The organism is Pseudomonas sp. SP16.1 (assembly GCF_052682975.1).
Genome location: NZ_JBQYFZ010000001.1, coordinates 3,548,128 through 3,575,018, shown reverse-complemented (window position 1 = coordinate 3,575,018; position 26,891 = coordinate 3,548,128). Strand labels below are relative to the sequence as shown.

At 67.2% G+C, this 26,891-nt stretch carries 22 protein-coding genes; 19 read left to right on the top strand and 3 right to left on the bottom strand.

The window, feature by feature from the left end; translation table 11 throughout:
- Window position 1 precedes the first annotated feature (1 nt).
- The 14 genes from ftsL to lpxC all read left to right on the top strand — a co-directional run bounded on the left by ftsL (window position 2) and on the right by lpxC (window position 16,301).
- Window positions 2-271 (top strand): cell division protein FtsL, encoded by a 270-nt coding sequence (ftsL, locus tag ACUTAF_RS17065; RefSeq protein ID WP_445582464.1) that lies wholly within the window; start codon window positions 2-4, stop codon window positions 269-271.
- A complete protein-coding gene (locus tag ACUTAF_RS17060) occupies window positions 268-1,995 on the top strand; it encodes a peptidoglycan D,D-transpeptidase FtsI family protein (protein ID WP_445581083.1) in 1,728 nt (575 codons plus the stop codon). The genes ftsL and ACUTAF_RS17060 overlap by 4 nt, the downstream gene beginning before the upstream one ends.
- A complete protein-coding gene (locus ACUTAF_RS17055; RefSeq protein ID WP_445581082.1) occupies window positions 1,995-3,458 on the top strand; it encodes a UDP-N-acetylmuramoyl-L-alanyl-D-glutamate--2,6-diaminopimelate ligase in 1,464 nt (487 codons plus the stop codon). Before ACUTAF_RS17060 ends, ACUTAF_RS17055 begins: the two co-directional genes overlap by 1 nt.
- Window positions 3,451-4,821, top strand: a complete 1,371-nt coding sequence (locus ACUTAF_RS17050) for a UDP-N-acetylmuramoyl-tripeptide--D-alanyl-D-alanine ligase (protein ID WP_445581081.1) — start codon at window positions 3,451-3,453, stop codon at window positions 4,819-4,821. The genes ACUTAF_RS17055 and ACUTAF_RS17050 overlap by 8 nt, the downstream gene beginning before the upstream one ends.
- Window positions 4,822-5,904 (top strand): phospho-N-acetylmuramoyl-pentapeptide-transferase, encoded by a 1,083-nt coding sequence (gene mraY / locus ACUTAF_RS17045; protein WP_445581080.1) that lies wholly within the window; start codon window positions 4,822-4,824, stop codon window positions 5,902-5,904. It abuts the gene before it with no gap.
- Window positions 5,905-5,910: 6 nt separating this feature from the next.
- Window positions 5,911-7,257 carry a UDP-N-acetylmuramoyl-L-alanine--D-glutamate ligase gene (gene murD / locus ACUTAF_RS17040; protein WP_445581079.1) on the top strand — a complete coding sequence of 449 codons (1,347 nt, stop codon included), beginning with the start codon at window positions 5,911-5,913 and terminating at the stop codon, window positions 7,255-7,257.
- Entirely contained in the window at window positions 7,257-8,477 is a 1,221-nt protein-coding gene (ftsW, locus tag ACUTAF_RS17035; RefSeq protein WP_445581078.1) for a putative lipid II flippase FtsW, read from the top strand. The genes murD and ftsW overlap by 1 nt, the downstream gene beginning before the upstream one ends.
- Entirely contained in the window at window positions 8,467-9,537 is a 1,071-nt protein-coding gene (gene murG / locus ACUTAF_RS17030) for an undecaprenyldiphospho-muramoylpentapeptide beta-N-acetylglucosaminyltransferase (protein ID WP_445581077.1), read from the top strand. The genes ftsW and murG overlap by 11 nt, the downstream gene beginning before the upstream one ends.
- On the top strand, window positions 9,530-10,972 hold the full coding sequence (gene murC / locus ACUTAF_RS17025) for a UDP-N-acetylmuramate--L-alanine ligase (RefSeq protein WP_445581076.1): 1,443 nt from the start codon (window positions 9,530-9,532) through the stop codon (window positions 10,970-10,972). The genes murG and murC overlap by 8 nt, the downstream gene beginning before the upstream one ends.
- A complete protein-coding gene (locus tag ACUTAF_RS17020; protein ID WP_445581075.1) occupies window positions 10,969-11,910 on the top strand; it encodes a D-alanine--D-alanine ligase in 942 nt (313 codons plus the stop codon). Before murC ends, ACUTAF_RS17020 begins: the two co-directional genes overlap by 4 nt.
- Window positions 11,911-11,913: 3 nt before the next feature.
- The gene (locus tag ACUTAF_RS17015; protein ID WP_445581074.1) at window positions 11,914-12,780 is read left to right on the top strand and encodes a cell division protein FtsQ/DivIB; all 867 of its coding nucleotides are present in this window, start codon (window positions 11,914-11,916) and stop codon (window positions 12,778-12,780) included.
- Window positions 12,781-12,794: 14 nt separating this feature from the next.
- Complete coding sequence (ftsA, locus tag ACUTAF_RS17010) at window positions 12,795-14,042, top strand: cell division protein FtsA (RefSeq protein ID WP_445581073.1); 1,248 nt, start codon at window positions 12,795-12,797, stop codon at window positions 14,040-14,042.
- Window positions 14,043-14,083: 41 nt separating this feature from the next.
- Complete coding sequence (ftsZ, locus tag ACUTAF_RS17005; protein ID WP_445581072.1) at window positions 14,084-15,277, top strand: cell division protein FtsZ; 1,194 nt, start codon at window positions 14,084-14,086, stop codon at window positions 15,275-15,277.
- A gap of 112 nt (window positions 15,278-15,389) precedes the next feature.
- Window positions 15,390-16,301: a UDP-3-O-acyl-N-acetylglucosamine deacetylase gene (lpxC, locus tag ACUTAF_RS17000; RefSeq protein ID WP_445581071.1), complete on the top strand. Its 912-nt coding sequence runs from the start codon at window positions 15,390-15,392 to the stop codon at window positions 16,299-16,301.
- A gap of 141 nt (window positions 16,302-16,442) precedes the next feature.
- Here the strand turns inward: lpxC and ACUTAF_RS16995 are convergent, their stop codons facing one another.
- The gene (locus ACUTAF_RS16995; protein ID WP_445581070.1) at window positions 16,443-16,898 is read right to left on the bottom strand and encodes a DUF721 domain-containing protein; all 456 of its coding nucleotides are present in this window, start codon (window positions 16,896-16,898) and stop codon (window positions 16,443-16,445) included.
- Between the two features lie 79 nt (window positions 16,899-16,977).
- On the opposite strand from ACUTAF_RS16995, the gene ACUTAF_RS16990 reads away from it, so the two are divergent.
- From ACUTAF_RS16990 to ACUTAF_RS16970, 5 genes are all read left to right on the top strand, one after another.
- Window positions 16,978-17,898, top strand: a complete 921-nt coding sequence (locus tag ACUTAF_RS16990) for a M23 family metallopeptidase (RefSeq protein WP_445581069.1) — start codon at window positions 16,978-16,980, stop codon at window positions 17,896-17,898.
- A 296-nt stretch (window positions 17,899-18,194) separates the two neighbouring features.
- Window positions 18,195-20,930 (top strand): preprotein translocase subunit SecA, encoded by a 2,736-nt coding sequence (secA, locus tag ACUTAF_RS16985; protein WP_445581068.1) that lies wholly within the window; start codon window positions 18,195-18,197, stop codon window positions 20,928-20,930.
- Window positions 20,931-21,083: 153 nt separating this feature from the next.
- Window positions 21,084-22,301 (top strand): bifunctional glutamate N-acetyltransferase/amino-acid acetyltransferase ArgJ, encoded by a 1,218-nt coding sequence (gene argJ / locus ACUTAF_RS16980; RefSeq protein ID WP_445581067.1) that lies wholly within the window; start codon window positions 21,084-21,086, stop codon window positions 22,299-22,301.
- 204 nt (window positions 22,302-22,505) lie between these two features.
- A complete protein-coding gene (locus tag ACUTAF_RS16975) occupies window positions 22,506-23,138 on the top strand; it encodes a glutathione S-transferase family protein (protein WP_445581066.1) in 633 nt (210 codons plus the stop codon).
- Entirely contained in the window at window positions 23,135-24,073 is a 939-nt protein-coding gene (locus ACUTAF_RS16970) for a Nudix family hydrolase (protein ID WP_445581065.1), read from the top strand. Before ACUTAF_RS16975 ends, ACUTAF_RS16970 begins: the two co-directional genes overlap by 4 nt.
- Before the next feature lie 86 nt (window positions 24,074-24,159).
- On the opposite strand, the gene ACUTAF_RS16965 is transcribed toward ACUTAF_RS16970, so the two are convergent.
- The gene (locus tag ACUTAF_RS16965; RefSeq protein ID WP_445581064.1) at window positions 24,160-24,741 is read right to left on the bottom strand and encodes a cob(I)yrinic acid a,c-diamide adenosyltransferase; all 582 of its coding nucleotides are present in this window, start codon (window positions 24,739-24,741) and stop codon (window positions 24,160-24,162) included.
- Window positions 24,742-24,743: 2 nt separating this feature from the next.
- Window positions 24,744-26,753 (bottom strand): ATP-binding protein, encoded by a 2,010-nt coding sequence (locus tag ACUTAF_RS16960; RefSeq protein WP_445581063.1) that lies wholly within the window; start codon window positions 26,751-26,753, stop codon window positions 24,744-24,746.
- Window positions 26,754-26,891 lie beyond the last annotated feature (138 nt).

Below are 26,891 nucleotides of genomic sequence, written 5' to 3'. Positions count from 1 at the left end.
CATGCCCAGCGGCAGCCTGCTGATGCTGGTGCTGTTCGTCGCCATCCTGTGTTCCGCGGTGGCGGTGTCCTACAGCGCGCACTGGAATCGCCAGCTGCTCAACGAGTTGTACGGCGAACTCAGCGAGCGCGACCGAGCGCAGGCCGAGTGGGGGCGGTTGATCCTGGAGCAGAGTACCTGGACCGCGCACAACCGCATCGAGGCGCTGGCGACCGAGCGCCTGAAGATGTACATCCCCGATCCTGCCGCCGTGCGCATGGTGCAGCCATGATCGGCCTCGAGGGCGCGCTCTATCCCTGGCGTTTCCGCCTGGTACTGGCCTTGCTCGCCCTGATGGTCGGCGCCATCGCCTGGCGCATGCTTGATCTGCAGGTGCTCGATCACGACTTCCTCAAGGCTCATGGCGATGCCCGCAGCGTGCGGCATATCCCGATTCCGGCGCACCGTGGCCTGATCACCGATCGCAACGGCGAGCCGCTGGCGGTGAGCACGCCGGTCACCACCCTGTGGGCCAACGGCAAGGAGCTGCAGCACGGTCGCGAGCACTGGCCGGCGCTGGCCGCTGCCCTGGGCCAGGAGCCCAAGGCCTTCGCCGAGCGTCTGGAGCAGAACAAGGAGCGCGAGTTCATGTACCTGGTACGTGGCCTGACCCCGGAGAAAGGGCAGAGCGTGCTCGATCTGAAGGTGCCGGGCGTCTACGCCATCGAGGAGTTCCGCCGTTTCTACCCGGCCGGAGAGGTGGCGGCTCATGTGGTGGGCTTCACCGATATCGACGATCGCGGTCGCGAGGGCATGGAGCTGGCCTACGAAGACTGGCTGGCCGGCGTGCCGGGCAAGCGTCAGGTGCTCAAGGATCGCCGTGGCAAGCTGATCAAGGACGTTCAGGTCACCCAGAATGCCAAGGCAGGTCGCGCCCTGGCACTGTCCATCGACCTGCGCCTGCAGTACCTGGCGCATCGCGAGCTGCGCAATGCACTGCTGGAGCATGATGCCAAGGCCGGCAGCCTGGTGATGGTCGACGTGAAGTCCGGCGAGGTGCTGGCCATGGTCAATCACCCGACCTACAACCCCAACAACCGGCGCAACTTGACGCCGGCGGCCATGCGCAACCGCGCCATGACCGACGTGTTCGAGCCCGGTTCGACCATCAAGCCGCTGTCAATGGCCGCCGCCCTGGAGACCGGGCGCTGGAAGCCCAGCGATATCGTCCAGGTGGGCAATGGCACGCTGCAGATCGGACGCTACAACATCCGCGATGTTTCCCGTACCCAGGGGCCAGAGCTGGATCTGACCGGCATCCTGATCAACTCCAGTAACGTCGGCATGAGCAAGGTCGCCTTCGACGTCGGCGGCGAGCAGCTGTACACGGTTTTCAGCGAGCTGGGCTTCGGCCGCGACACCGGCCTGGGCTTTCCCGGCGAGCGTGTCGGCAACCTGCCCAACCACCGCCAGTGGCGCCAGGCCGAGACCGCCACGCTGTCCTACGGCTATGGCCTGTCGGTGACCGCGGTACAGCTGGCCCACGCCTACGCCGCGCTGGGCAACGGCGGCGGCATGGTACCGCTGTCGATGATTCGCGTGGACGGCAAGCCGGGCGCCATGCAGGTGGTGCCGCAGGACGTCGCCAGGACCCTGCAGGGCATGCTGCAGCAGGTCATCGAATCCCCGCGCGGGGCCGTTCGGGCGCAGGTGCCGGGCTATCACGTGGCCGGCAAGAGCGGCACCGCGCGCAAGACCAGCGTCGGCACCAAGGGTTACAAGGCCAACTCCTACCGTTCGCTGTTCGCCGGCTTCGCCCCGGCGCAGGACCCGCGCATCGCCATGGTCGTGGTGGTCGACGAACCCGGCAAGGGCGCCTACTACGGCGGCCTGATCTCCGCGCCGGTGTTCAGCCGGGTAATGGCCGGTTCGCTGCGTCTGATGAACATCGCGCCGGACAACCTGCCGGCGCCGGAACAGAAAGTGGCTGCCGTCAACCAGGGGGGGCGCGACTGATGCCTATGCCGCTCAATCAATTGCTGCCGGTCGCCGAGAGCGCCGTGCTGATTCGCGAACTGACCCTGGACAGCCGCAAGGTGCGCCCGGGGGATCTGTTCCTCGCCGTGCCCGGCAGCCAGCAGGACGGCCGCATGCACATCGCCGACGCCGTCGCCCGTGGCGCGGCCGCGGTGGCCTACGAGGCCGAGGGTGCTGCCCCGATGCGCGCCGAAAGCAGCGTGCTGGTGCCGGTCAAGGGGCTGGCCGGGCAGCTGTCGGCCATCGCCGGGCGCTTCTACGGTGAGCCGAGCCGCGGCTTGCACCTGATCGGTGTCACCGGCACCAACGGCAAGACCAGCGTCAGCCAGTTGCTGGCTCAGGCGCTGGATCTGCTCGGCCAGCGCTGCGGTATCGTCGGTACCCTGGGCAACGGTTTTCATGGGGCGCTGGAACAGGGCAAGCACACCACGCCCGACCCGGTCGGCGTGCAGGCGACTTTGGCCTCGCTCAAGCAGGCCGGTGCCCGCGCGGTGGCCATGGAGGTGTCGTCCCACGGCCTGGATCAGGGCCGGGTGGCGGCGCTGGAGTTCGACGTGGCGGTATTCACCAATCTGTCGCGCGACCATCTCGACTACCACGGTGACATGCAGGCGTACGGCGCGGCCAAGGCCAGGCTGTTCGCCTGGCCGGAGCTGCAGTGCCGGGTGGTCAATCTGGATGACGCCTTCGGTCAGGAGCTGGCGCAGCAGACGCATGATTCGCGGCTGATTGGCTACAGCCTGAATGACGCCTCCGCCTACCTGCATTGCCGCGAGACCCAGTTCGGCGACCACGGCGTGCGTGCCCACCTGGTCACCCCGCGTGGCGAGGGCATGCTGCGCAGCAGCCTGCTCGGCCGCTTCAACCTGAGCAACCTGCTGGCGGTGGTCGGCGCGCTGCTCGGCATGGACTACGGCCTCGACGAGATTCTCAAGGTGCTGCCGCAGCTGCAGGGCCCCGCCGGGCGCATGCAGCGCCTCGGTGGCGGCACCCAGCCGCTGGTGGTGGTGGATTACGCGCACACCCCCGACGCCCTGGAAAAGGTGCTCGAGGCCATGCGCCCGCACGTACGCGGGCGGCTGATCTGCCTGTTCGGCTGCGGCGGCGACCGTGATCGCGGCAAGCGCCCGCTGATGGCCGCGGCGGCCGAGCGTCTGGCCGATGCGGTGTGGGTCACCGACGACAATCCGCGCACGGAAGACCCGGCGCAGATCATCAAGGATATCCGCGCCGGCTTTGCCGCGCCGGATGCCGTGCAGTTCGTCCCCGGGCGCGGCGAGGCGATCGCCCGTCTGGTGGCGCAGGCCGAGGCCGCCGACGTGCTGGTGCTGGCCGGCAAGGGCCACGAGGACTACCAGGAAATCATGGGCGTGCGTCAGCCGTTCTCCGATCTGCTCGAGGCGAACAAGGCCCTGGCGGCCTGGGAGGCAGCCCATGCTTAAACCCTGGCTGCTCGGCGAAGTCGCCGACCATCTCAACGCCCGCCTGATCGGCGCCGACGTTGCCTTCTCCGCCGTTGGCACCGACAGCCGCAGCATCGCCCCCGGCCAGCTGTTCGTGGCGCTGACCGGGCCGCGCTTCGATGGCCACGATTACCTGGCCGAGGTCGTCGCCAAGGGCGCGGTCGCCGCCCTGGTCGAGCGCGAGGTGGTCGGTGCGCCGCTGCCGCAGTTGCTGGTGGCCGATAGCCGTCTGGCCCTCGGCCAGCTCGGCGCGCTCAATCGCCAGGCCTTTAGCGGTCCGCTGGCGGCCGTGACCGGCTCCAGCGGCAAGACCAGCGTCAAGGAGATGCTCGCGGCGATCCTGCGCGCCGGCCTGAACGGTGCGGTGCTGGCCACCCGCGGCAACCTCAACAACGACCTGGGCGCGCCGTTGACCCTGCTCGAACTGGCCCCCGAGCACCGCGCCGGGGTGATCGAGCTGGGTGCCAACCATGTCGGCGAGATCGCCTATACCGTCAGCCTGACCCGGCCGCAGGTGGCGATCATCACCAATGCCGGCAACGCCCATGTCGGCGAGTTCGGCGGCCCGGAGAAGATCGTCGAGGCCAAGGGCGAGATTCTCGAAGGCCTGCCGGCCGATGGCGTGGCCGTGCTCAATCTGGACGACAAGGCCTTCTCCGTCTGGCAGCGCCGCGCCGCCGGGCGCCGGGTGCTGAGCTTCGCCCTGCGCGATACCCGCGCCGATTTCCACGGCAGCGATCTGGCCCGTGACGAACGCGGCTGCCAGGGCTTCACCCTGCACGGCCCGGCCGGCAGTGCGCGCATCCAGCTCAACCTGCTGGGTGAGCACAACGTGGCCAACGCCCTGGCCGCCTGTGCCGCCGCCCATGCCCTGGGCCTGCCGTTGGTCGCCATGATTCAGGGGCTGGAACACCTGCAGCCGGTCAAGGGCCGCGCCGTAGCGCAACTGGCGCCGAACGGGGTGCGGGTGATCGACGACAGCTACAACGCTAACCCGGTGTCGATGTGCGCGGCGGTGGATATACTCGCCGGCTTCTCCGGCCGCACCGTCCTGGTGCTGGGAGACATGGGCGAGCTGGGCGAGTGGGCCGAACAGGGCCACCGCGATGTCGGGCGTTACGCTGCCGGCAAGGTCGACGCGCTCTATGCGGTCGGCCCGCTGATGCGCCATGCGGTCGAGGAGTTCGGCGCAAAAGGCCGTCACTTCGTCGATCAAGCCGACCTGATCGCAGCGCTTCGCGCCGAGCAGGCCGGCAGCACACTACTAATCAAGGGTTCACGCAGCGCTGCCATGGACAAGGTCGTGGCGGCGCTCTGTGGCGTTTCTGGGGAGATTCACTAAATGCTGCTGCTGCTGGCGGAGTACCTGCAACAGTTCCACAAGGGCTTCGCGGTCTTTCAGTACCTGACCCTGCGTGGCATCCTCGGCGTGCTCACCGCCCTGGCGCTGTCGCTGTGGCTCGGCCCGTGGATGATCCGCACCCTGCAGGTGCGCCAGATCGGCCAGGCCGTGCGTCACGACGGGCCGCAGTCGCACCTGTCGAAGAAGGGCACGCCGACCATGGGTGGCGCACTGATCCTCAGCGCCATCACCGTGAGCACCTTGCTCTGGGCCGACCTGTCCAACCGCTACGTCTGGGTGGTGCTGGCGGTGACCCTGCTGTTCGGCGCCATCGGCTGGGTCGACGACTACCGCAAGGTGATCGAGAAGAACTCGCGCGGTCTGCCGAGCCGCTGGAAGTATTTCTGGCAGTCGGTGTTCGGCCTGGCGGCGGCCATCTTCCTCTATATGACCGCGCAGAGCCCGGTGGAGACCACCCTGATCCTGCCGCTGCTCAAGGACGTCGCCATTCCCCTGGGCGTCGGCTTCATCGTCCTGACCTATTTCGTCATCGTCGGCACCAGCAACGCGGTGAACCTCACCGACGGCCTCGACGGCCTGGCCATCCTGCCGACGGTGATGGTGGCCGGCGCGCTGGCGATCTTCTGTTACCTGTCGGGCAACATCAAGTTCGCCGACTACCTGCTCATCCCCTACGTGCCGGGAGCGGGCGAGCTGATCGTGTTCTGCGCCGCGCTGGTCGGCGCCGGCCTGGGCTTTCTCTGGTTCAACACCTACCCGGCGCAGGTATTCATGGGCGACGTCGGTGCGCTGGCCCTCGGCGCCGCATTGGGCACCATCGCCGTGATCGTCCGTCAGGAAGTGGTGCTGTTCATCATGGGCGGGGTGTTCGTCATGGAAACCCTGTCGGTGATCATCCAGGTCGCCAGCTTCAAGCTGACCGGCAAGCGCGTGTTCCGCATGGCGCCGATCCACCATCATTTCGAACTCAAGGGCTGGCCCGAGCCGCGGGTGATCGTCCGCTTCTGGATCATCACCGTGATTCTCGTGCTGGTCGGTCTGGCCACCCTGAAACTGAGGTAATAGCGCGTGTCGTTGATCGCTTCCGACCAGTTCCGCATCGTTGTCGGCCTCGGCAAGAGCGGCATGTCCCTGGTGCGCTTCCTGGCGCGCCGGGGCTTGCGTTTTGCCGTGGTCGATACGCGCGCGAACCCGCCGGAGCTGGCAACGCTCAGGCGCGACTATCCGCAGGTGGAAGTGCGCTGCGGCGAGCTGGACGTGGAGTTTCTCTGCCGCGCCTCGGAGCTGTACGTCAGCCCGGGCCTGGCCATCGCGACCCCGGCGCTGGCCGAGGCCGCCGCGCGCGGGGTGAAGCTGTCCGGCGATATCGACCTGTTCGCCCGCGAGGCCCGCGCGCCGATCGTCGCCATCACCGGCTCCAACGCCAAGAGCACCGTCACCACCCTGGTCGGCGAAATGGCCGCGGCGGCCGGCAAGCGCGTGGCGGTTGGCGGCAACCTCGGAACGCCGGCGCTGGACCTGCTGGCCGACGATGTCGAGCTGTACGTGCTGGAACTGTCCAGCTTCCAACTGGAAACCACCGATCAGCTCAATGCCGAAGTGGCCACCTGCCTGAACGTCAGCGAAGACCACATGGATCGCTACAGTGGCCTGCCGGCCTATCACCTGGCCAAGCACCGGATCTTCCGCGGCGCGCGGCAGGTGGTGGTCAATCGCGACGACGCGCTGTCGCGGCCGCTGATCGCCGATCAGGTGAGCTGCTGGGAATTCGGCCTGGGCAAGCCCGACTTCAAGCGCTTCGGCCTGCTCGAGGAGAACGGCGAGAAGTCCCTGGCGTTTCGTTTCGAGGCGCTGCTGCCGGTGCGCGAGTTGAAGATCCGCGGCGCGCACAACCAGTCCAATGCCTTGGCGGCGCTGGCGCTCGGCCACGCCGTCGGCCTGCCGATGGCGGCGATGCTCGCCACCCTGCGTCGGTTTGCCGGCCTGCCGCATCGCTGCCAGTGGGTCGGCGAGCGCGCCGGGGTGAATTACTACGATGATTCCAAGGCCACCAACGTCGGCGCCGCGCTGGCCGCCATCGAAGGCCTGGGTGCGGATATCGCCGGCAAGCTGGTGCTGATCGCCGGCGGCGACGGCAAGGGCGCCGATTTCTCCGCGCTGAAGGAGCCGGTGGCGCGTTTCTGTCGCGCCGTGGTGCTGCTCGGTCGCGATGCCGAACGGATCGCCGAGGCCCTGGGCGATGCCGCGCCGTTGCTGCGGGTGAACACCCTGGACGAAGCGGTGCAGCGCTGCAGCGTACTGGCCGAAGCGGGCGACGCCGTGCTGCTATCGCCGGCCTGCGCCAGCCTGGACATGTTCCGGAACTTCGAAGAACGCGGGCGCCTGTTCGCCCAGGCCGTGGAGGGGCTCGCCTGATGCTGTCCTTCCTGCGCCCCTATCCGTCGCCGCTGCGCAGTCGTCGTGGCCTGGACCTGGACTTTCCGCTGCTGGCCGGCTGTCTCGGCCTGCTCGGCCTGGGCCTGGTGATGATCACCTCGGCCTCGTCGGAGGTCGCCGCGGCGCTGTCCGGCAACCCGCTGTACCACATGATTCGCCACCTGATTTACCTGGTCATCGGCCTCGGCTCCGCCGGCGTGGTGCTGCTGGTGCCCATGAGCTTCTGGCAGCGCTTCGGCTGGATGATGCTGCTGGCCGCCTTCGTTCTGCTGGTGCTGGTGCTGATTCCCGGCATCGGCCGCGAGGTCAACGGCGCGCGACGCTGGATCGGCTTCGGCGCCTTCAACGTGCAGCCTTCGGAAATCGCCAAGGTGTTCGTGGTGGTCTATCTGGCCGGCTACCTGGTGCGCCGCCAGGAAGAGGTGCGCGAGAGCTGGGCCGGTTTCTTCAAGCCCTTCGTCGTGCTGCTGCCGATGGCCGGCCTGCTGCTGCTGGAGCCGGACTTCGGCGCCACCGTGGTGATGATGGGCGCGGCCATGGCCATGCTGTTCTTGGGCGGCGTCGGCCTGCTGCGTTTCGGCCTGATGGTGGCGCTGGCGGTCGGCGCGGTGTTCGTCCTGGTGCAGACCCAGGAGTACCGCCTGCAGCGCCTGATCACCTTCACCGACCCCTGGGCCGACCAGTACGGCGCCGGCTACCAGCTGACCCAGGCGCTGATCGCCTTCGGCCGTGGCGAGTGGTTCGGCGTCGGCCTGGGCAACAGCATCCAGAAGCAGTTCTACCTGCCGGAAGCCCATACCGACTTCGTCTTTTCGGTATTGGCCGAGGAGCTTGGCCTGATCGGCGCGCTGGCGACCCTGGCGCTGTTCGTCTTCGTCTGCGTGCGCGGTCTATACATCGGCCTGTGGGCGGAGAAGGCCAAGCAGTTCTTTTCCGCCTACGTGGCCTACGGTCTGTCCTTCCTGTGGATCGGCCAGTTCCTGATCAACATCGGGGTGAACACCGGGCTGCTGCCGACCAAGGGCCTGACCCTGCCGTTCCTCAGCTACGGCGGCTCGTCGCTGGTGATCTGCTGCGTCAGCCTGGCGCTGCTGCTGCGTATCGAGTGGGAGCGGCGCACCGTGCTGGGCAGCGAGGACGTCGAGTTCAGCGAAGAGGATTTCACCGAGCCGAGCCAGGAGGTCGCCCATGCGCGGTAACGTCCTGATCATGGCCGGCGGCACCGGCGGCCACGTGTTCCCGGCCCTGGCCTGCGCCCGCGAGTTCCAGGCACGCGGCTATACCGTGCACTGGCTGGGCACGCCGCGCGGCATCGAGAACGAACTGGTGCCGGCCGCCAACCTGCCACTGCACCTGATCGATGTCAGCGGCCTGCGCGGCAAGGGCAAGCTGTCCTTGCTCAAGGCGCCTTTCCAGCTGCTGCGCTCGCTGTGGCAGGCGCGGCGCATCGTGCGCCAGCTGCAGCCGGTGTGCGTGCTCGGCATGGGCGGTTACGTCACCGGCCCCGGTGGCCTTGCCGCGCGCCTGGCCGGGGTGCCGCTGGTGATCCACGAGCAGAACGCCGTGGCCGGCACCGCCAACCGGCTGCTTTCACGTATCGCCGAGCGCATCTGCGAGGCCTTCCCGGACACCTTCAAAGCGTCCGACAAACGGCGTACCACCGGCAACCCGGTGCGCGAGGAGCTGTTCCTCGAGACCCCGCGCGAGTCCCTGGCCCGGCGCAAGCCCCACCTGCTGGTGCTGGGCGGCAGTCTGGGCGCCGAGCCGTTGAACAAGCTGATGCCCGCGGCCCTGGCCAAACTGCCGGCCGAGCTGCGTCCGCAGGTATTCCACCAGGCCGGCAAGCAACACGCCGAGGTCACCGCGGAGCGTTATCGCAATGTCGCGGTCGAAGCCGAGGTCGCGCCCTTCATCAAGGACATGGCCCGTGCCTACGGCTGGGCCGATCTGGTGATCTGTCGCGCCGGCGCGCTGACCGTCAGCGAACTGGCCGCCGCCGGCCTGCCGTCGTTTCTCGTGCCTCTGCCGCACGCGATCGACGACCACCAGAGCCGCAACGCCGAATACCTGGCGAAGGAGGGCGCGGCCGTCCTACTTCCGCAACACGCCACTGACGCGGACAAGCTCGCCGCGCAGCTCACCGAGGTTCTGATGCACCTGGAAAAACTCACCGCCATGGGCGCCACCGCGCGTCGCCTGGCCAAGCCCGACGCCACCCGCCGGGTGGTCGATATCTGCCAGGAGGTGGCCCATGGCTAAGTCGCCCGCCGCGGTGAAGGCCGAAGTGCGGCGCATGCGCCGCATCCGTCGCATCCATTTCGTCGGCATCGGCGGCGCCGGCATGTGCGGCATCGCCGAGGTGCTGCTCAATCTGGGCTACGAAGTATCCGGCTCCGACCTCAAGGCCTCGGCGGTAACCGAGCGCCTGGAAAGCTTCGGCGCGAAGATCTTTATCGGCCATGCCGCGGAGAACGCCGAGCAGGCCGACGTGCTGGTGGTGTCCAGCGCCATCAACACCCGCAACCCGGAAGTCGCCACCGCCCTGGAGCGGCGTATCCCGGTGGTGCCGCGCGCCGAGATGCTCGCCGAGCTGATGCGTTACCGCCACGGCATCGCGGTGGCCGGCACCCACGGCAAGACCACCACCACCAGCCTGCTGGCCTCGGTGTTCGCCGCCGGCGGCCTGGATCCGACCTTCGTCATCGGCGGCCGCCTCAACGCCGCCGGCACCAATGCCCAGCTCGGCTCCAGCCGCTTCCTGATCGCCGAGGCGGACGAGAGCGACGCCAGCTTCCTGCACCTGCAGCCGATGGTTTCGGTGGTCACCAATATCGACGCCGACCATATGAGCACCTATGGCGGTGACTTCAACGTGCTGAAGAAGACCTTCATCGAGTTCCTCCACAACCTGCCGTTCTACGGCCTGGCCGTGCTCTGCGTGGACGATCCGGTGGTGCGCGAGCTGCTGCCGCAGGTCGGCCGTCCGACCGTGACCTACGGCTTCAGTGAGGACGCCGACGTGCGCGCGATCAACGTGCGCCAGCAAGGCATGCGCACCCACTTCACCGTGCTGCGTCCGGACTGCGCGCCGCTCGACGTGTCGGTCAACATGCCCGGCAACCACAACGTGTTGAACGCCCTGGCGACCATCGCCATCGCCACCGACGAGGGCATCGAGGATGCCGCCATCGTCGCCGGCCTGTCGGGCTTCCAGGGCGTCGGCCGACGCTTCCAAGTGTATGGCGAACTGCCGGTGGATGGCGGCAGCGTGATGCTGGTGGACGACTACGGTCACCACCCGCGCGAAGTGGCCGCGGTGATCAAGGCCGTGCGCGGCGGCTGGCCGGAGCGGCGTCTGGTGATGGTCTACCAGCCGCACCGTTACAGCCGTACCCGCGACCTCTACGACGACTTCGTGCAGGTGCTCGGCGAGGCCAACGTGCTGCTGCTGGTGGAGGTCTATCCGGCCGGCGAGGAGCCGATTCCGGGCGCCGACAGCCGCCAGCTGTGCCACAGCATCCGTCAGCGCGGCCAGCTCGATCCGATCTACGTCGAGCGCGGCACCGACCTGGCGCCGTTGCTCAAGCCCTTGCTGCGCGCCGGCGACATCCTGCTGTGCCAAGGCGCCGGCGATATCGGCGCTGTGGCGCCGCAGCTGATCAAGCACCCGCTGTTCGTGGGGGAAGCGCAATGAGTCTGCACACTAGCCTCGATCCCCAGGCCTTCGGCCGTGTCGCCGTGCTGTTCGGCGGCAAGAGCGCCGAGCGCGAGGTGTCGCTGAAATCCGGCAACGCCGTGCTCGGCGCGCTGCAGGCGGCCGGAGTGGACGCCTTCGGCATCGACGTCGGCGACGACTTCCTGCAGCGCCTTGCCAGCGAGAAGATCGACCGCGCCTTTATCGTGCTGCACGGTCGTGGCGGCGAGGACGGCGCCATGCAGGGTCTGCTGGAGTGCGCCGGCATCCCCTACACCGGCAGCGGCATCCTCGCCTCGGCCCTGGCCATGGACAAGCTGCGCACCAAGCAGGTCTGGCACAGCCTCGGCCTGCCGACGCCGCGCCATGCCGTGCTGACCTCCAAGGCCGACTGCGAGGCCGCCGCCGCCGAGCTGGGCTTCCCGCTGATAGTCAAGCCGGCTCACGAAGGTTCGAGCATCGGCATGGCCAAGGTCGACAGCGTCGAGGCGCTGATCGCGGCCTGGCAGGACGCTGCGCGCTACGACAGCCAGGTGCTGGTCGAGCAGTGGATTGCCGGCCCGGAATTCACCATCGCCGTGCTGCGTGGCCAGGTGCTGCCGCCCATCGGGCTCGGCACTCCGCACACCTTCTACGACTACGACGCCAAGTACCTGGCCGATGACACCCAGTACCGCATTCCCTGCGGTCTCTCGGCCGAGAAGGAAGCTGAGCTCAAGGAGCTGACCGCGCGCGCCTGCGAAGCCGTGGGTACTCAGGGCTGGGCGCGTGCCGACGTGATGCAGGATGCCAGCGGCCAGTTCTGGCTGCTGGAGGTCAACACCGTACCGGGCATGACCGATCACAGCCTGGTGCCGATGGCCGCGCGCGCCGCCGGTCTGGATTTCCAGCAGCTGGTGCTGGCGATCCTGGCCGACAGCGTCGAGGCAAGGGGTTAAGCCATGAGCATCGCTCTGCGTCATCAGGATTCGCTGAGGGCTCCGCAACGCGGCAAGCCCGCGCCGCGTGGCGCCAGCCGTCTGGTGGCCAAGGAGCCGATGCGCCTGCGCCTGCCCAAGGCGGATTTTTCCTGGGTGGGACGCCTGGCCTGGCCGCTGCTGCTGGTCGGTCTCGGTTTCGCAGCCTACGAAGGTGCGCTCCGTCTTCTGCCCTACGCCGACCGTCCCATCGCGCGCATCGGCGTGCAGGGCGATCTGGCCTACGTCAGCCAGCAGGCGGTGCAGCGGCGCATCGCGCCGTTCATCGAGGCGAGTTTCTTCAGCGTCGACCTGCGTGGCATGCGCGAGGAACTCGAGCGCATGCCCTGGATCGCCCATGCCGAAGTGCGCCGCGTCTGGCCGGATCAGATCGACGTGCGTCTGCAAGAACAACTGCCCATCGCCCGCTGGGGCGACGAGGCGTTGCTCAACAACCAGGGCCAGGCTTTCGCCCCGCAGGAGCTGGACAACTACCAGCACCTGCCGCAGCTGTCCGGTCCCAAGCGCGCGCAGCCCAAGGTGATGCAGCAGTACCAGATGCTCAGCCAGTTGCTGCGCCCGTTGGGCTTTACCGTGGTCGGGCTGCAGCTGCGCGAGCGCGGCAGCTGGTTTCTCTCGGCCACCGAGAACGCCAGCGGCCAGCGTATCGAGCTGCTGCTGGGGCGCGATCACGTGGTGGAAAAAATGCGTCGCTTCGCCGCCATCTACGAGCGGGAGCTGAAAGAACAGAGCGCGAACATCGCGCGCATCGACCTGCGCTACGCCAACGGCCTGGCCGTGGCCTGGCGCGAGCCGGTGGAGCCGGCCGTGGCCGAGCAGAAAGTGAATTGAGGAGAGGCAACAGAATGAATAGCGTGCAGAGCGGCAAGATGATCGTCGGCCTGGACATCGGCACCTCCAAGGTGGTGGCGCTGGTGGGCGAGGTGACGGCCGACGGCCAGCTGGAAATCGTCGGCATCGGCACGCATCCCTCGCGGGGCCTGAAGAAGGGCGTGGTGGTCAATATCGAATCCACCGTGGCCTCGATCCAGCGCGCGGTGGAAGAAGCCCAGCTGATGGCCGGTTGCCGTATCCACTCGGCTTTCGTCGGCGTGGCCGGCAATCATATCCGCAGCCTCAACAGTCACGGCATCGTCGCCATCCGCGACCGCGAGGTGAGCGGCGCCGATATCGAGCGGGTGCTCGACGCTGCCCAGGCCGTGGCCATCCCGGCGGACCAGCGGGTACTGCACACCCTGGCGCAGGACTACGTGATCGACAACCAGGAAGGCGTGCGCGAGCCGCTGGGCATGTCGGGCGTACGCCTGGAGGCCAAGGTGCATGTGGTCACCTGCGCGGTGAACGCGGCGCAGAACATCGAGAAATGCGTGCGCCGCTGCGGCCTGGAAGTCGACGACATCATTCTCGAGCAGCTTGCCTCGGCCTATTCGGTGCTGACCGAGGACGAGAAGGAGCTGGGCGTGTGCCTGGTCGATATCGGCGGTGGCACCACCGATATCGCCATCTTCACCGAGGGCGCCATTCGCCATACCGCGGTGATTCCGATCGCCGGCGACCAGGTCACCAACGACATCGCCATGGCCCTGCGCACCCCGACCCAGTACGCCGAGGAGATCAAGATCCGCTATGCCTGTGCCCTGGCCAAGCTGGCCGGTCCGGGCGAGACCATCAAGGTGCCCAGCGTCGGTGATCGGCCGCCGCGCGACCTCTCGCGCCAGTCCCTGGCCGAGGTGGTCGAGCCGCGCTACGACGAGCTGTTCACCCTGATCCAGGCCGAGCTGCGCCGCAGCGGCTACGAGGACCTGATTCCCGCCGGCATCGTCATGACCGGCGGCACGGCGAAGATGGAAGGCGCGGTCGAGCTGGCCGAGGAGATCTTCCACATGCCCGTGCGCCTCGGTGTGCCGCACAGCGTCAAGGGCATGGCCGACGTGGTGCGCAACCCGATTTATTCCACCGGTGTGGGGCTGCTCCTGTACGGGCTGCAGAAGCAGCACGACGGCATCTCCATGTCGGTGGGCAGTCCTTACCAGGACGAAGCCAAGACTCCGGTCATCGAGCGCATCAAGCGCTGGGTCCAGGGCAATTTCTGATTTGCAGTAGGCGTTACAACTAGAAAGGAAGGAGAGGGATCATGTTCGAACTAGTAGACAACATTCCGCAAAGTGCGGTGATCAAGGTCATCGGTGTCGGTGGTGGCGGCGGCAACGCGGTCAACCACATGGCGGTCAGCAACATCGAGGGCGTCGAGTTCATCTGCGCCAACACCGATGCGCAGGCGCTGAAGAACATCGGTGCGCGCACCGTGCTGCAGCTCGGCCCGGGCGTGACCAAGGGCCTGGGTGCCGGCGCCAATCCGGAGGTCGGCCGTCAGGCCGCGCTGGAAGACCGCGAGCGCATCGCCGAAGTCCTGCAGGGTACCGACATGGTGTTCATCACCACCGGCATGGGCGGTGGTACCGGCACCGGCGCTGCGCCGGTGATCGCCGAGGTGGCCAAGGAACTGGGCATTCTCACCGTGGCCGTGGTCACCCGTCCGTTCCCGTTCGAGGGGCGCAAGCGCATGCTGATCGCCGACGAGGGCATTCGCGCGTTGGCCGAGAGCGTCGACTCGCTGATCACCATCCCCAACGAGAAGCTGCTGACCATCCTCGGCAAGGATGCCAGCCTGCTGTCCGCCTTCGCCAAGGCCGACGACGTACTGGCCGGCGCCGTGCGCGGCATCTCCGACATCATCAAGCGTCCGGGCATGATCAACGTCGACTTCGCCGACGTGAAGACCGTGATGAGCGAGATGGGCATGGCGATGATGGGCACCGGCTGCGCCAGCGGTCCGAACCGTGCCCGCGAGGCCACCGAGGCGGCGATCCGCAACCCGCTGCTGGAAGACGTCAACCTGCAGGGCGCCCGCGGCATCCTGGTCAACATCACCGCCGGCCCCGACCTGTCGCTGGGCGAGTACTCCGACGTCGGCAACATCATCGAGCAGTTCGCCTCCGACCAGGCCACCGTCAAGGTCGGCACCGTGATCGACGCCGACATGCGTGACGAACTGCACGTCACCGTGGTCGCCACCGGCCTGGGCGCGCGCCTGGAGAAGCCGGTCAAGGTGATCGACAACACCGTGCAGGTCGCTGCCAGCCAACCGGTTGCCCAGCAGCCCTCCGCACAGCCGCGCGGCGAGCAGTCGGTCAACTACAAGGACTACGAGCGTCCGACCGTGCAGCGCCAGAGCCATTCCGGCGCGGCTACCGCAGCCAAGCTCAATACCCAGGACGATCTCGATTACCTGGATATTCCGGCTTTCCTGCGCCGCCAGGCTGATTGATGGAATGTATCAGGAGTATGAAGGTGATTGGTGTTCAGCAAAGGCCGGGTCTGCTATCATCCCCGGCCATTGTTGAAAACAGTTCGCAACTAGCGATATAGCGGCCAAAGCCATGATCAGACAACGCACCCTGAAGAACATCATCCGTGCCACCGGCGTTGGCCTGCACTCGGGGGAAAAGGTTTACCTGACCCTGAAGCCGGCCCCGGTGGACAGCGGTATCGTGTTCCGTCGCACCGACCTCGACCCCGTGGTGGAAATCCGCGCGCTGGCCGGCAACGTCGGTGAAACCACCATGTCGACCACCCTGGTCAATGGTGATGTCAAGGTGGATACGGTAGAGCACCTGCTTTCGGCCATGGCAGGCCTGGGCATCGATAACGCCTACGTCGAGCTCTCCGCGTCCGAAGTGCCGATCATGGATGGCAGCGCCGGTCCCTTCGTATTCCTGATTCAATCCGCTGGCCTGCAGGAGCAGGAAGCGCCGAAGAAGTTCATCCGTATCCTGCGCGAAGTGACGGTGGAGGAGGGCGACAAGCGCGCCACCTTCGTGCCCTTCGACGGATTCAAGGTGAGCTTCGAGATCGACTTCGATCACCCGGTGTTCCGCAACCGCACGCAGAGCGCCAGTGTGGATTTCTCCAGCACGTCCTTCGTCAAGGAGGTCAGCCGGGCCCGCACCTTCGGTTTCATGCGTGACATCGAGTTCCTCCGTTCGCAGAACCTGGCACTCGGCGGCAGCGTGGACAACGCCATCGTGGTCGACGAGTACCGTGTGCTCAACGAAGACGGCCTGCGTTACGAGGACGAATTCGTCAAACACAAGATCCTCGATGCCATCGGCGACCTGTACCTGCTGGGCAACAGCCTGATCGGCGAGTTCAAGGGCTTCAAATCGGGCCACGCGCTGAACAATCGCCTGCTGCGTACCCTGATCGAGCAGACCGATGCCTGGGAAATGGTGACCTTCGAGGACGCCAAGCTCGCGCCGATCTCCTACATGCGCCCGGTCGCGGCCGGGTAGTTTCACCCCTCCTTTCTCGCTTCAACCTAGCGGCCACCTTCGGGTGGCCTCTTTTTGACCCGCAGGTCCCGGGCGAAACCGGCAACGAGCCATTTGGGGAGCGGCGATGCCCGCCGCTTGCCGACGGATGGCGTGGCGGCTTTATTCGCCGTCCTTGGTGTGGCTGGCCAGACGCTCGAGAGCCGCGCGCAGCCTGGGATCGCGGATGCCTTCGGCGCCCGCCTGAATGCTTTGCGCGGCGCGCTCGGAGAGGTGAATTGTGCGATCTGCTGCACGACTTGGACCACCTTGCGGTTGCACCTTGAAGAGTATTTTCGTTAAGGTCGCGAACTCTTCGAGCGCTTGCAGCTGCCTGAGCAGCCTGCGCTGTTGGTAGCGCAAGCGCGTTGCCCAGTGGCCGTCGGTCACTATCAAGAGTAGACAGCCGTCACGCCAGGAAGCCACATGACAGTGCTCCCGGGCGGCTGGTTGCAGCTGGCTTTCCACAAGACGCTGCAGGTGTGTCAGGCGTTGAGTCTGGCCGAACAGCGCTTTCAGGGGCTTGGCTTCGCGTAGCAGCGTAGCGGGTGCCTGGGCCGGCAAGGGACGGAACGTCATGGCAGGAGGCCTTAGTATTGCAGAGCCGTCATGGTAGCAGAGCCTGCTGCCAGCCTGGGCTCTGCCAGAAGGGGATGCCATGCATATTATCCTGCTCAACAGCCGGCACGGTTCGGCGCGAACGATCAATCTCGACCTGCGCTGGCTGCTGCTGACGCTGTTCATACTCCTGAGCCTCAGCCTCGGTGCCGGCGCCGCACTCGGCGCCAAGTGGCTGACCGTCGAACCCGTGGTCGACGCGCAGCTGGCCCAGGCCCTCGACCAGCAGCGCGAGCAGGTCGGCGCGGTGCGTCTGGATGCCCAGCGCCAGCTCGATGCCTTCGCTGCCCACGTCGCCGAACTGCAGGCGCGGCTGACCCGCCTCGATGCGCTCGGTGAGCGTCTTACCGAACTGGCCAAGCTGGATTCCGACGAGTTCGATTTCTCCCTGGATGTCGGCCAGGGCGGTGCGGAAGATGCCCTCGGTGCCTCGGCCTACGCGCCGCCGCCGTTCATGATGGCATTGGACGAACTGGCGCTGCGCGTCGACAGCCGCGAGCAGCAGCTCGAGGTGCTCGAACAGTTGCTCGGCGAGCGGCGTCTGACCGAGGCCGAGTTCCTTTCCGGGCGTCCGGTGCTGCAAGGCTACATGTCCTCGCCGTTCGGCCGGCGCGTGCACCCGCTGACCGGGCGCTCCAGCATGCACAAGGGCGTCGACTTCGCCGCCAAGCCCGGCAGCGACGTGGTCTCGGTGGCGGCCGGGGTGGTGACCTTCTCCGGCAGGAAAGGCGGCTATGGCAATGTGGTGGAGATCAGCCACGCCGACGGTTACGTCACCCTCTATGCGCACAACCAGAGCAACAGTGTGCAGATCGGTGACCTGGTCCAGCGTGGCCAGACCATCGCCAAGGTCGGTCGCAGCGGGCGCTCCACCGGCTATCACGTGCACTTCGAAGTCAGCAAGGATGGCCGCCAGGTCAATCCAGCGCTGTACATCGCCCGCGCCAGCGGCATCGAGTGATCGCGGCACCCGATCAGGCACCGGCCGGCAGTGCGCGCAGTCGGACCCGGCCGCAGCGCCAGCAGGCCGGCCGCCGCTTGAATTCATCGCCCGCGCTCCCCATCTAGGTGGACGTGCCGCGTCGTCGGGGCGCGGAGCCGCGTGCGGCCTGCCCTGCGTAGGGTAACAATGGGCTGACAACGTCACTTTCCTCCCCGGCTTTTCCGGGTAGAATGCCCCCTTCGCCCGCAGCCATGCTGGCTGCCAGGTCGCGATTTGCGCCGACCTCCATCCATTCGCCGGAAGATCCTGTCGATATGTTTGCGCCTCTGTTGAAAAAACTTTTCGGAAGCAAGAATGAGCGTGAAGTCAAACGCATGCTCAAGGCGGTGCAGTCCGTCAACGCCCTCGAAGAGCAGATGATCGCCCTCTCGGACGAACAGCTGCGCGGCAAGACCGAAGAGTTCAAGGCCCGTCTGGCCAAGGGCGAAACCCTCGATCAGTTGCTTCCCGAGGCCTTCGCCGTGGCCCGCGAGGCCGGCAAGCGGGTGATGGGCATGCGTCACTTCGACGTGCAGCTGATCGGTGGCATGACCCTGCACGAAGGCAAGATCGCCGAGATGCGCACCGGCGAGGGCAAGACCCTGGTGGGCACCCTGGCGGTCTATCTCAACGCGCTGTCCGGCAAGGGCGTGCACGTGGTCACGGTCAACGAATACCTGGCCCGCCGCGACGCCAACTGGATGCGCCCGCTGTACGAATTCCTCGGCCTGTCGGTGGGCATCGTCACCCCCTTCCAGCCGCCGGAGGAGAAGCGCGCCGCCTACGCCGCCGACATCACCTACGGCACCAACAACGAATTCGGCTTCGACTACCTGCGCGACAACATGGCCTTCAGCCTGGAGGACAAGTTCCAGCGCGAGCTGAACTTCGCCGTGATCGACGAAGTCGACTCCATCCTCATCGACGAGGCGCGTACCCCGCTGATCATCTCCGGCCAGGCCGAGGACAGCTCCAAGCTGTACATCGAGATCAACAGGCTGATCCCGCGCCTCAAGCAGCACATCGAGGAAGAAGAGGGCGTGGTCACCCAGGAAGGCCACTACAAGGTCGACGAGAAGTCGCGCCAGGTCGAGCTCAACGAGCAGGGCCACCAGTACGTCGAGGAGATGCTCACCGGCGCGGGCCTGCTGGCCGAGGGCGAGAGCCTCTATTCGGCGCACAACCTGGGCCTTTTGACCCACGTCTACGCCGGTCTGCGTGCCCACACCCTGTTCCACCGCAACGTCGAATACATCGTGCAGAACGGCCAGGTGATCCTGATCGACGAGCACACCGGCCGCACCATGCCCGGTCGCCGCCTGTCCGAGGGGCTGCACCAGGCCATCGAGGCCAAGGAAGGGGTCAACATCCAGGCCGAGAGCCAGACCCTGGCCTCGACCACCTTCCAGAACTACTTCCGCCTCTACGCCAAGCTGTCCGGCATGACCGGCACCGCCGACACCGAGGCCTTCGAGTTCCGCCAGATCTATGGCCTCGACGTGGTGGTGATCCCCACCAACAAGCCGGTGGCGCGCAAGGATTTCAACGACCTGGTCTATCTGACCCAGGACGAGAAGTACCGGGCGATCATCGCCGACATCAAGGAATGCCAGGCCCAGGGCCGGCCGGTCCTGGTCGGTACCGCCTCGATCGAGACCTCCGAGTACGTCAGCCAGTTGCTGCTCAAGGAAAAGATCGAGCACAAGGTGCTCAACGCCAAGTACCACGACAAGGAAGCCGAGATCATCGCCCAGGCCGGTCGTCCCGGCGCGGTGACCATCGCCACCAACATGGCCGGTCGCGGTACCGACATCCTGCTTGGCGGCAACTGGGAAGTCGAGGTCGCCGCCCTGGAGAACCACAGCGACGAACAGGTCGCGCAGATCAAGGCCGAGTGGCAGAAGCGCCACCAGCAGGTGATCAAGGCCGGCGGCCTGCACGTGATCGCCTCCGAGCGCCACGAATCGCGGCGCATCGACAACCAGCTGCGCGGCCGCGCCGGTCGCCAGGGCGATCCGGGTTCCAGCCGCTTCTACCTGTCGCTGGAAGACAACCTGATGCGCATCTTCGCCTCCGACCGGGTGAAGAACTTCATGAAGGCGCTCGGCATGCAGTCCGGCGAGGCCATCGAGCACCGCATGGTGACCAACGCCATCGAGAAGGCGCAGCGCAAGGTCGAGGGGCGCAACTTCGACATGCGCAAGCAGCTGCTCGAGTTCGACGACGTGGCCAACGAGCAGCGCAAGGTGATCTACCACATGCGCAACAGCCTGCTGGCCGCCGACAACATCGGCGACACCATCGCCGAGTTCCGCGAGGAAGTGCTCGGCGCCGCGATCAGCAACCACATCCCGCCGCAGTCGCTGCCGGAGCAGTGGGACATCGCCGGCCTGGAAGCCTCCCTGCAGAGCGACTTCGGTCTCAAGTTGCCGGTGCAGCAGTGGCTCGACGAGGACGACAAGCTGTACGAGGAAACCCTGCGCGAGCGCATCCTCGCCGAGCTGGTGGCCGCCTACCAGGAGAAGGAAACCCAGGCCAGTGCCGAGGCCCTGCGCACCTTCGAGAAGCAGATCCTGCTGCGCGTACTGGACGACCTGTGGAAGGACCACCTGTCGACCATGGATCACCTGCGCCATGGCATCCACCTGCGCGGCTACGCGCAGAAGAATCCCAAGCAGGAGTACAAGCGCGAGTCCTTCGCCCTGTTCCAGGACCTGCTCGAATCGATCAAGCGCGACGCCATCCGCGTTCTCAGCCACGTGCAGGTACGCCGCGAAGACCCGGCCGAGGAAGAGGCGCGCCTGCGCCGCGAGGCCGAGGCCCTGGCCGAGCGCATGCAGTTCCAGCATGCCGAAGCCTCCGCTCTGGCCCAGCCCGAGGCTGTCGCCGAGGACGGCGAGGTCGCCGTGGCCACCGCGCCGGTGCGCAGCGAGCCCAAGGTCGGCCGCAACGAGCCCTGCCCCTGCGGTTCGGGCAAGAAGTACAAGCACTGCCACGGTCAGATCGGCTGACCATCGGCCCGCATGGGCCGCTTGCAGTAGAGGGCGCTTCAGCTATGCTGTCGCCGCCCTGACAGCGCCGCGAACGGCTCAGCCGCTCGCGGCGTTTTACCATTCTCGATCGGTCGCCCAGGCGGCCACCGCACTTTTGAAGGAGCGCATACTATGGCTGTTGGTCTTGGCCCGCTGTCCACCTTGCACCCGGTTCCCGGCTTCGAGCTGGGTATCGCCTCGGCGGGCATCAAGCGTCCGGGGCGCAAGGATGTGGTGGTGATGCGCTGTGCGGAAGGTTCGCGTATCGCCGGGGTGACCACGACCAACGCGTTCTGCGCGGCGCCGGTGCTGATCACCCGCGAGCGCCTGGGTGGCGAGGTGCGCTATCTGCTGACCAACACCGGCAATGCCAATGCCGGTACCGGCGCCGATGGCCTGGCGCGCGCCCGCCGTGCCTGTGCCCGCCTGGCGGAACTGACCGGCGTGGCCGAGGCGGCGGTGCTGCCGTTTTCCACCGGGGTGATCGGCGAGCCGCTGCCGGTGGAGAAGATCGAATCCGCCCTGCAGGCCGCCCTCGATGATCTCAAGGAAGACAACTGGGCCGCCGCCGCCGCCGGCATCATGACCACCGACACGATGCCCAAGGGCGCCAGTCGCCAGTTCCAGCACGACGGCGTCACCATCACCGTGACCGGCATCTCCAAGGGCGCCGGGATGATCCGCCCGAACATGGCAACCATGCTCGGCTACATCGCCACCGACGCCAAGGTGGCCCGCGGCGTGTTGCAGGATTTGGTGCGCGATGCGGCGAACAAGTCGTTCAACCGCATCACCATCGACGGCGACACCTCCACCAACGATTGCTGCATGCTGATCGCCACTGGCCAGGCGGCGCTGGCGGAGATCACCGAGGCCGCCGGCGAGCCGTTCGCCAAGCTCAAGCAGGCGGTATTCGAGGTGTTCATGGAGGTGGCGCAGGCCATCGTCCGCGACGGCGAGGGCGCGACCAAGTTCGTCACCGTGCAGGTCAACGGCGGTGGAACCCACCAGGAATGCCTCGACGTCGCCTACGCCGTGGCCCATTCGCCGCTGATCAAGACCGCGCTGTTCGCCTCCGACCCGAACTGGGGGCGCATTCTCGCCGCGGTCGGCTACGCCGGCGTACCGCAGCTGGACGTGAGCAAGATCGACGTGTTCCTCGGCGAAGTCTGCATCGCCAGTCAGGGCGGTCGCGCCGCCAGCTACACCGAGGAGCAGGGCGCGGCGGTGATGGCCCGCGAGGAAATCACCATCCGCATCGAGCTGGGCCGCGGCAGCTGCAGCGAGACCATCTGGACCACCGACCTGTCCCACGAGTACGTCAAGATCAACGCCGAATACCGCACCTAAGCAGCAAGCTCCAAGCGGCGTCCGTGCACCGGCATCGGCGCCCGTAGCCCGGATGCAATCCGGGAACGGTTGGCCGTCATCGCTCCGTGTGCAGCCAACCGTTCCCGCGCCTCATGGCCCCATGACGCGCGGGAATTTGCCTTTATCGGCCCGAGCTTTTACCGTCCGTTGACCCCTTTTCGTTAGCAAACCGAGGAGACCGGCATGGCCCTGCAACTGGTGATCGGCGACAAGAACTACTCCTCTTGGTCGATGCGCGCGGCGCTGGCGCTGGAACTCGCCGAGGAGCCCTACGACGAGGTGCTGGTACGGCTCTACCAGCCCGACAGTCGCGCCCAGCTGCTGGCCCATTCGCCGGCCGGCAAGGTGCCGGTGCTGCTGACCGAGGAGGGGCCGGTATGGGACTCGCTGGCCATCGCCGAGTACCTGGCCGAGCGCTTTCCCGAGGCCCATCTGTGGCCGCGCGGCGAATACGCCCGCGCCCTGGCGCGCAGCATCTGCGCGGAAATGCACAGCGGCTTCGTGGCGCTGCGCAGCCATCTGCCGATGGACCTGGCGCGCGATCAGGCGCTGCCGCAGATGCCCGATGAGGCCCAGGCCGACATCGATCGGGTTTGTGCGCTCTGGGCCGATTGCCGCGAACGCTTCGGTCAGGACGGTCCCTACCTGTTCGGCCACGCCAGCATCGCCGATGCCTTCTATGCACCCGTGGCGGCGCGCCTGCGCAGCTATCGGGTGGTATTGCCGACCGCCGCCGCCGCCTATGTCGAAACCCTTTATCGCTGGCCGGCCTTCCAGCGCTGGCAGCAGGCTGCCCTGCAGGAGCGCAAGGGGTGAAGCGCATCCATGTGGCGGTGGCGCTGATCCGCGGCGCGGATGGCCGCATCCTGATCGCCAGGCGCCCGCCGGACAAACACCAGGGCGGCCTGTGGGAGTTCCCCGGCGGCAAGGTGGAGGAGGGCGAGGCGGTGCAGCCGGCCCTGGCGCGCGAGCTGGAGGAGGAACTGGGCATCCGCCCGACGACGGCGCGGCCGCTGATCCAGATCCGCCACGACTACCCGGACAAGCAGGTGCTGCTGGATGTCTGGGAGGTCTCGGCGTTCACCGGCGCGCCCCACGGCGCCGAGGGCCAGCCGCTGGCCTGGGTCAGCGAGCGGCAGTTGCTCGAACATGAGTTTCCCGCCGCCAACCGACCCATAGTCGCGGCGGCGCGCCTGCCGGATCTCTACCTGATCACCCCCGATGGTTTGGCGCCGGACGAGCTGCTGGCTGGCGTACGCACCGCTTTGGCGGGTGGGGTACGGCTGATTCAGCTGCGCGCGCCGAACATGTTCGATGCGCAGTACCGCGACCTGGCCGGCGACGTGCTGGGGCTGTGCGCCGGCAAGGCGCAGCTGATGCTCAAGGGGCCGCTGGAGTGGCTCAGCGACTTTCCCGCCGCCGGCTGGCACCTGACCGCCGGACAGCTGCGCAAGCATGCCGCGGCGGGTCGCCCGCTTCCCGAAAGCCGCTGGCTGGCGGCCTCCTGCCACAACGCCGAGGAACTGGCGCTGGCGGCACGGATGGGGGTGGATTTCGTCACGCTGTCGCCGCTGCAGGCCACCGCCAGCCACCCCGACGCCCGGCCGCTGGGCTGGGACGCCGCCGCCGAGTTGCTGCGCGGCTTCGACCGTCCGGCCTATCTGCTCGGCGGCCTCGGCCCGGCCGATATCGAACGCGCCTGGCAGGCTGGGGCGCAGGGAGTGGCGGCTATCCGCGCGTTGTGGCCGTAGGTGTTGCGGGGCCGGTGGATGACGCTCTTTCCATCCACCGTTTACAGCACGCCCGGCAGTGGTGGATGGGTGAAGCGTCATCCACCCTACGGCTGTGGTTTCTCCGCCGCCTGCCAGAGCACTTCGTCGACGCCCTGGCGCCTGGCGATCAGGCGCGCGGCGACGAACAGCAGGTCGGAGAGGCGGTTGAGGTAGGCCAGCGCCTCGGCGCGCAGCGGCTCCGCCGCGTTGAGCTGCTGGCAACGCCGTTCGGCGCCACGGGCGACGCTGCGGCACAGATGGGCCTGGGCCACCACGCGCGAGCCGCCGGGGAGGATGAAGTTCTCCAGCGGCCCGACTTCCTCGTTCCAGCGGTCGATGGCCGCTTCCAGGCGCTGCACCTCGCCGGCTTGCAGGGCCTGGTAGTCGGGCATCGCCAACTCGCCGCCGAGGTCGAACAGGCGGTGCTGGCAGGGCGTCAGGACCGCGACGACCTCGGCCAGCCCCGGGCAGTTCGCCACGGCCTCGTGCAGTTCTGCGAGCAACAGGCCGAGCTGGCTGTTGAGCGTGTCCAGCTCGCCCATGGCTTCGATTCGCGGGTGGTCCTTGGCAACCCGGCGGCCATCGGCCAGGCCGGTCTCGCCCTGGTCGCCGGTGCGGGTGTAGATCTTGGAAAGGCGATAGCCCATGTTCAGAGTCCCGTATTGTCGGCCAGGGGCAGGCGCAGGGTGAAGCAGGTGCCCTGGCCGGGCTTGGACTGCACTTCCATCTGCCCCTTGTGGTTGTTGGTGACGATGAAATAGGACACGGCCAGGCCCAGGCCGGTGCCCTGGCCGACTTCCTTGGTGGTGAAGAAGGGCTCGAAGATGCGTTTGCGCACCGCCTCGCCCATGCCGATGCCGTTGTCCTCGACCTGCAGTTCGGCCCAATTGCCGGCCTGGCGCGTGCGCAGGGTGATGCGCCCGGGCTCGTCGCGATCGTCGCGCTGGTGGATGGCCTGCGCGGCGTTCTTCAGCAGGTTCAGCAGCACCTGTTCCAGTTCGTTGGCGGTGGCGGCCACCGGCCCGAGCCGTGGGTCGAAGTCGCGAACGATCTGCAGCGTCTTGAAATCGAAGCTGTCGGTCAGGTCGAAGTCGTTGCCGGCGATCTCTAGCGCCTGATCGATCAGCCCCGGCAAGTTGCAGGGCGCCAACTGGCGGTCGCTGCGGCGGCTGAAACTGAGCATGTGGCTGACGATCTTCGCCGCACGCTGCCCGGCCTGTTGAATACCGTCGAGCAGGCGCGGCACCTCGCGGACCTCAAGGTAGCGGTCGATGGCCTGCAGGCTCACGCCGACCTGTTCGGCCTGCTCGCGGTTCTTCTCCAGTTCCGGCGACAGGCGCCGGCGGATGTTCTGCACGTTATGCAAGATGGCGCCGAGCGGGTTGTTGATCTCGTGGGCCATGCCGGCGGCCAGGCCACCTACCGAGAGCATCTTTTCCGACTGCACCATCATCTCCTCCAGTGCCAGGCGCTGGGTGATGTCGTCGATGCGGATCACCGCGCCGCGTCCGGCGCTGCCCATCAGCGGGTAGAAGGTCAGGGCGTAGTGACGCGCCTCCTCGTCCTTGTGCCAGGTGACCCGCTCGATCTTCTCCACCTTGTGCTGTTCGGCGGTGCGCTTGAGCTGCGGCAGGAACGGCTTGAGCGGCGGGAAGGCGAGGAACACCGGCTGGTTCAGCGCCTCGTCCAGGCGGGTGCCGGAAAGCGCGCTGGCCTCCTGGTTCCACTGGGTGACGTAGAGCTGCTCGTCGAGGGCGATCAGCGCCGAGGGCATGGAGTCGATGATGCTGTTGAGGTAGTTCTGGAAGCCGGTGAGTTTCTTCTCGATCTTGCTGCGCACCTGCACTTCCAGCTCCAGCTTGCGGTTGGAGTGGCGGGTTTCCTCGGCCAGGCTCTGCGCCTGGTCGAAGGCCTGCTGGGCATCGTCGCGGGCGCGCTTGAGCTGCTGCTCGCGCGCTTCGATACGCGTCAGCATGGTGTTAAAGGCGTCGGCCAGGCTGCCGATCTCGTCCTGGTTGCCGCGGGCGGCGCGCAGGGCGTAGTTCTCCTCGCGGGTGACCTGACGCGACAGTTCCTCCAGCTTGCGGATCGGCTTGGTCACCAGGCGCCTGATCTGCCGCGCCACCACGAACCAGAGCAGCACGCTGAGCACCAGGATCGCCAGGCTGGCGCTCAGGGTGCCGGTGTAGAAGACGCCGGGCAGCTCGCTGGAGGCGACCAGCAGCAGGGCGCCCGGGCGCCCGCTGGGATGCGGCAACTCGACCAGGTGGTTGGGGCGAAAGGCGGTGTCGCGCCAGTGCTGCAGCTGGCTCAGCAGCAGCGGCAGGTCCAGCTTCTCGCCGCGCTGCAGTTGCGCCAGGCTGACGCCGTTGCTGTCGTAGATCACTGCCGCGCGCAGCGGCGCGTAGTCGTCCAGGCGCTTGAGCAGGGCCTCGGCGGAGGCCGGCGAGTGCAGCGCCTGCTTGCTCAGCGCCGGGCTGGCGATCAGCCGGCCGAGGGTGTGCAGGGCCTGCGGCGCCATGCTTTCCTGGGTGATCCAGTAGGCCGCGCTGATGAAGGCCAGGTTGGCGACCAGCAGCACCGCTGTGAGCAGCGCCAGCAGCGCGGCAAGCAGTTTGCGGCCGACCGGCAGGTTGTCGAGGCGCTGGCGCAGTCTCATGAGGCTTTCGCTGTTGCGGGTGGATGCGGCAGGTTAGCGCGGCCGGGCGGTCATTGCCACGCCGGGGCGGTTCGCGATCGGGCGACGGCGCAGGCCTTGGGGTGAAGATGCCGCAGCGCGGCTGGTTCCCGGGACGGG

What these genes read in the sequence shown, in the direction of transcription:
- ACUTAF_RS17020 (WP_445581075.1), top strand. Translation starts at nt 10,969, where the DNA reads ATGAGTCTGCACACTAGCCTCGATCCCCAGGCCTTCGGCCGTGTCGCC.
- ftsZ (WP_445581072.1), top strand. Translation starts at nt 14,084, where the DNA reads ATGTTCGAACTAGTAGACAACATTCCGCAAAGTGCGGTGATCAAGGTC.
- mraY (WP_445581080.1), top strand. Translation starts at nt 4,822, where the DNA reads ATGCTGCTGCTGCTGGCGGAGTACCTGCAACAGTTCCACAAGGGCTTC.
- ACUTAF_RS16965 (WP_445581064.1), bottom strand. Translation starts at nt 24,741, where the DNA reads ATGGGCTATCGCCTTTCCAAGATCTACACCCGCACCGGCGACCAGGGC.
- ftsW (WP_445581078.1), top strand. Translation starts at nt 7,257, where the DNA reads ATGCTGTCCTTCCTGCGCCCCTATCCGTCGCCGCTGCGCAGTCGTCGT.
- ACUTAF_RS16975 (WP_445581066.1), top strand. Translation starts at nt 22,506, where the DNA reads ATGGCCCTGCAACTGGTGATCGGCGACAAGAACTACTCCTCTTGGTCG.
- ACUTAF_RS17055 (WP_445581082.1), top strand. Translation starts at nt 1,995, where the DNA reads ATGCCTATGCCGCTCAATCAATTGCTGCCGGTCGCCGAGAGCGCCGTG.
- argJ (WP_445581067.1), top strand. Translation starts at nt 21,084, where the DNA reads ATGGCTGTTGGTCTTGGCCCGCTGTCCACCTTGCACCCGGTTCCCGGC.
- ACUTAF_RS16995 (WP_445581070.1), bottom strand. Translation starts at nt 16,898, where the DNA reads ATGACGTTCCGTCCCTTGCCGGCCCAGGCACCCGCTACGCTGCTACGC.
- ACUTAF_RS16960 (WP_445581063.1), bottom strand. Translation starts at nt 26,753, where the DNA reads ATGAGACTGCGCCAGCGCCTCGACAACCTGCCGGTCGGCCGCAAACTG.
- murC (WP_445581076.1), top strand. Translation starts at nt 9,530, where the DNA reads ATGGCTAAGTCGCCCGCCGCGGTGAAGGCCGAAGTGCGGCGCATGCGC.
- ACUTAF_RS17060 (WP_445581083.1), top strand. Translation starts at nt 268, where the DNA reads ATGATCGGCCTCGAGGGCGCGCTCTATCCCTGGCGTTTCCGCCTGGTA.
- ACUTAF_RS17050 (WP_445581081.1), top strand. Translation starts at nt 3,451, where the DNA reads ATGCTTAAACCCTGGCTGCTCGGCGAAGTCGCCGACCATCTCAACGCC.
- ftsL (WP_445582464.1), top strand. Translation starts at nt 2, where the DNA reads ATGCCCAGCGGCAGCCTGCTGATGCTGGTGCTGTTCGTCGCCATCCTG.
- ftsA (WP_445581073.1), top strand. Translation starts at nt 12,795, where the DNA reads ATGAATAGCGTGCAGAGCGGCAAGATGATCGTCGGCCTGGACATCGGC.
- lpxC (WP_445581071.1), top strand. Translation starts at nt 15,390, where the DNA reads ATGATCAGACAACGCACCCTGAAGAACATCATCCGTGCCACCGGCGTT.
- ACUTAF_RS17015 (WP_445581074.1), top strand. Translation starts at nt 11,914, where the DNA reads ATGAGCATCGCTCTGCGTCATCAGGATTCGCTGAGGGCTCCGCAACGC.
- ACUTAF_RS16990 (WP_445581069.1), top strand. Translation starts at nt 16,978, where the DNA reads ATGCATATTATCCTGCTCAACAGCCGGCACGGTTCGGCGCGAACGATC.
- murG (WP_445581077.1), top strand. Translation starts at nt 8,467, where the DNA reads ATGCGCGGTAACGTCCTGATCATGGCCGGCGGCACCGGCGGCCACGTG.
- secA (WP_445581068.1), top strand. Translation starts at nt 18,195, where the DNA reads ATGTTTGCGCCTCTGTTGAAAAAACTTTTCGGAAGCAAGAATGAGCGT.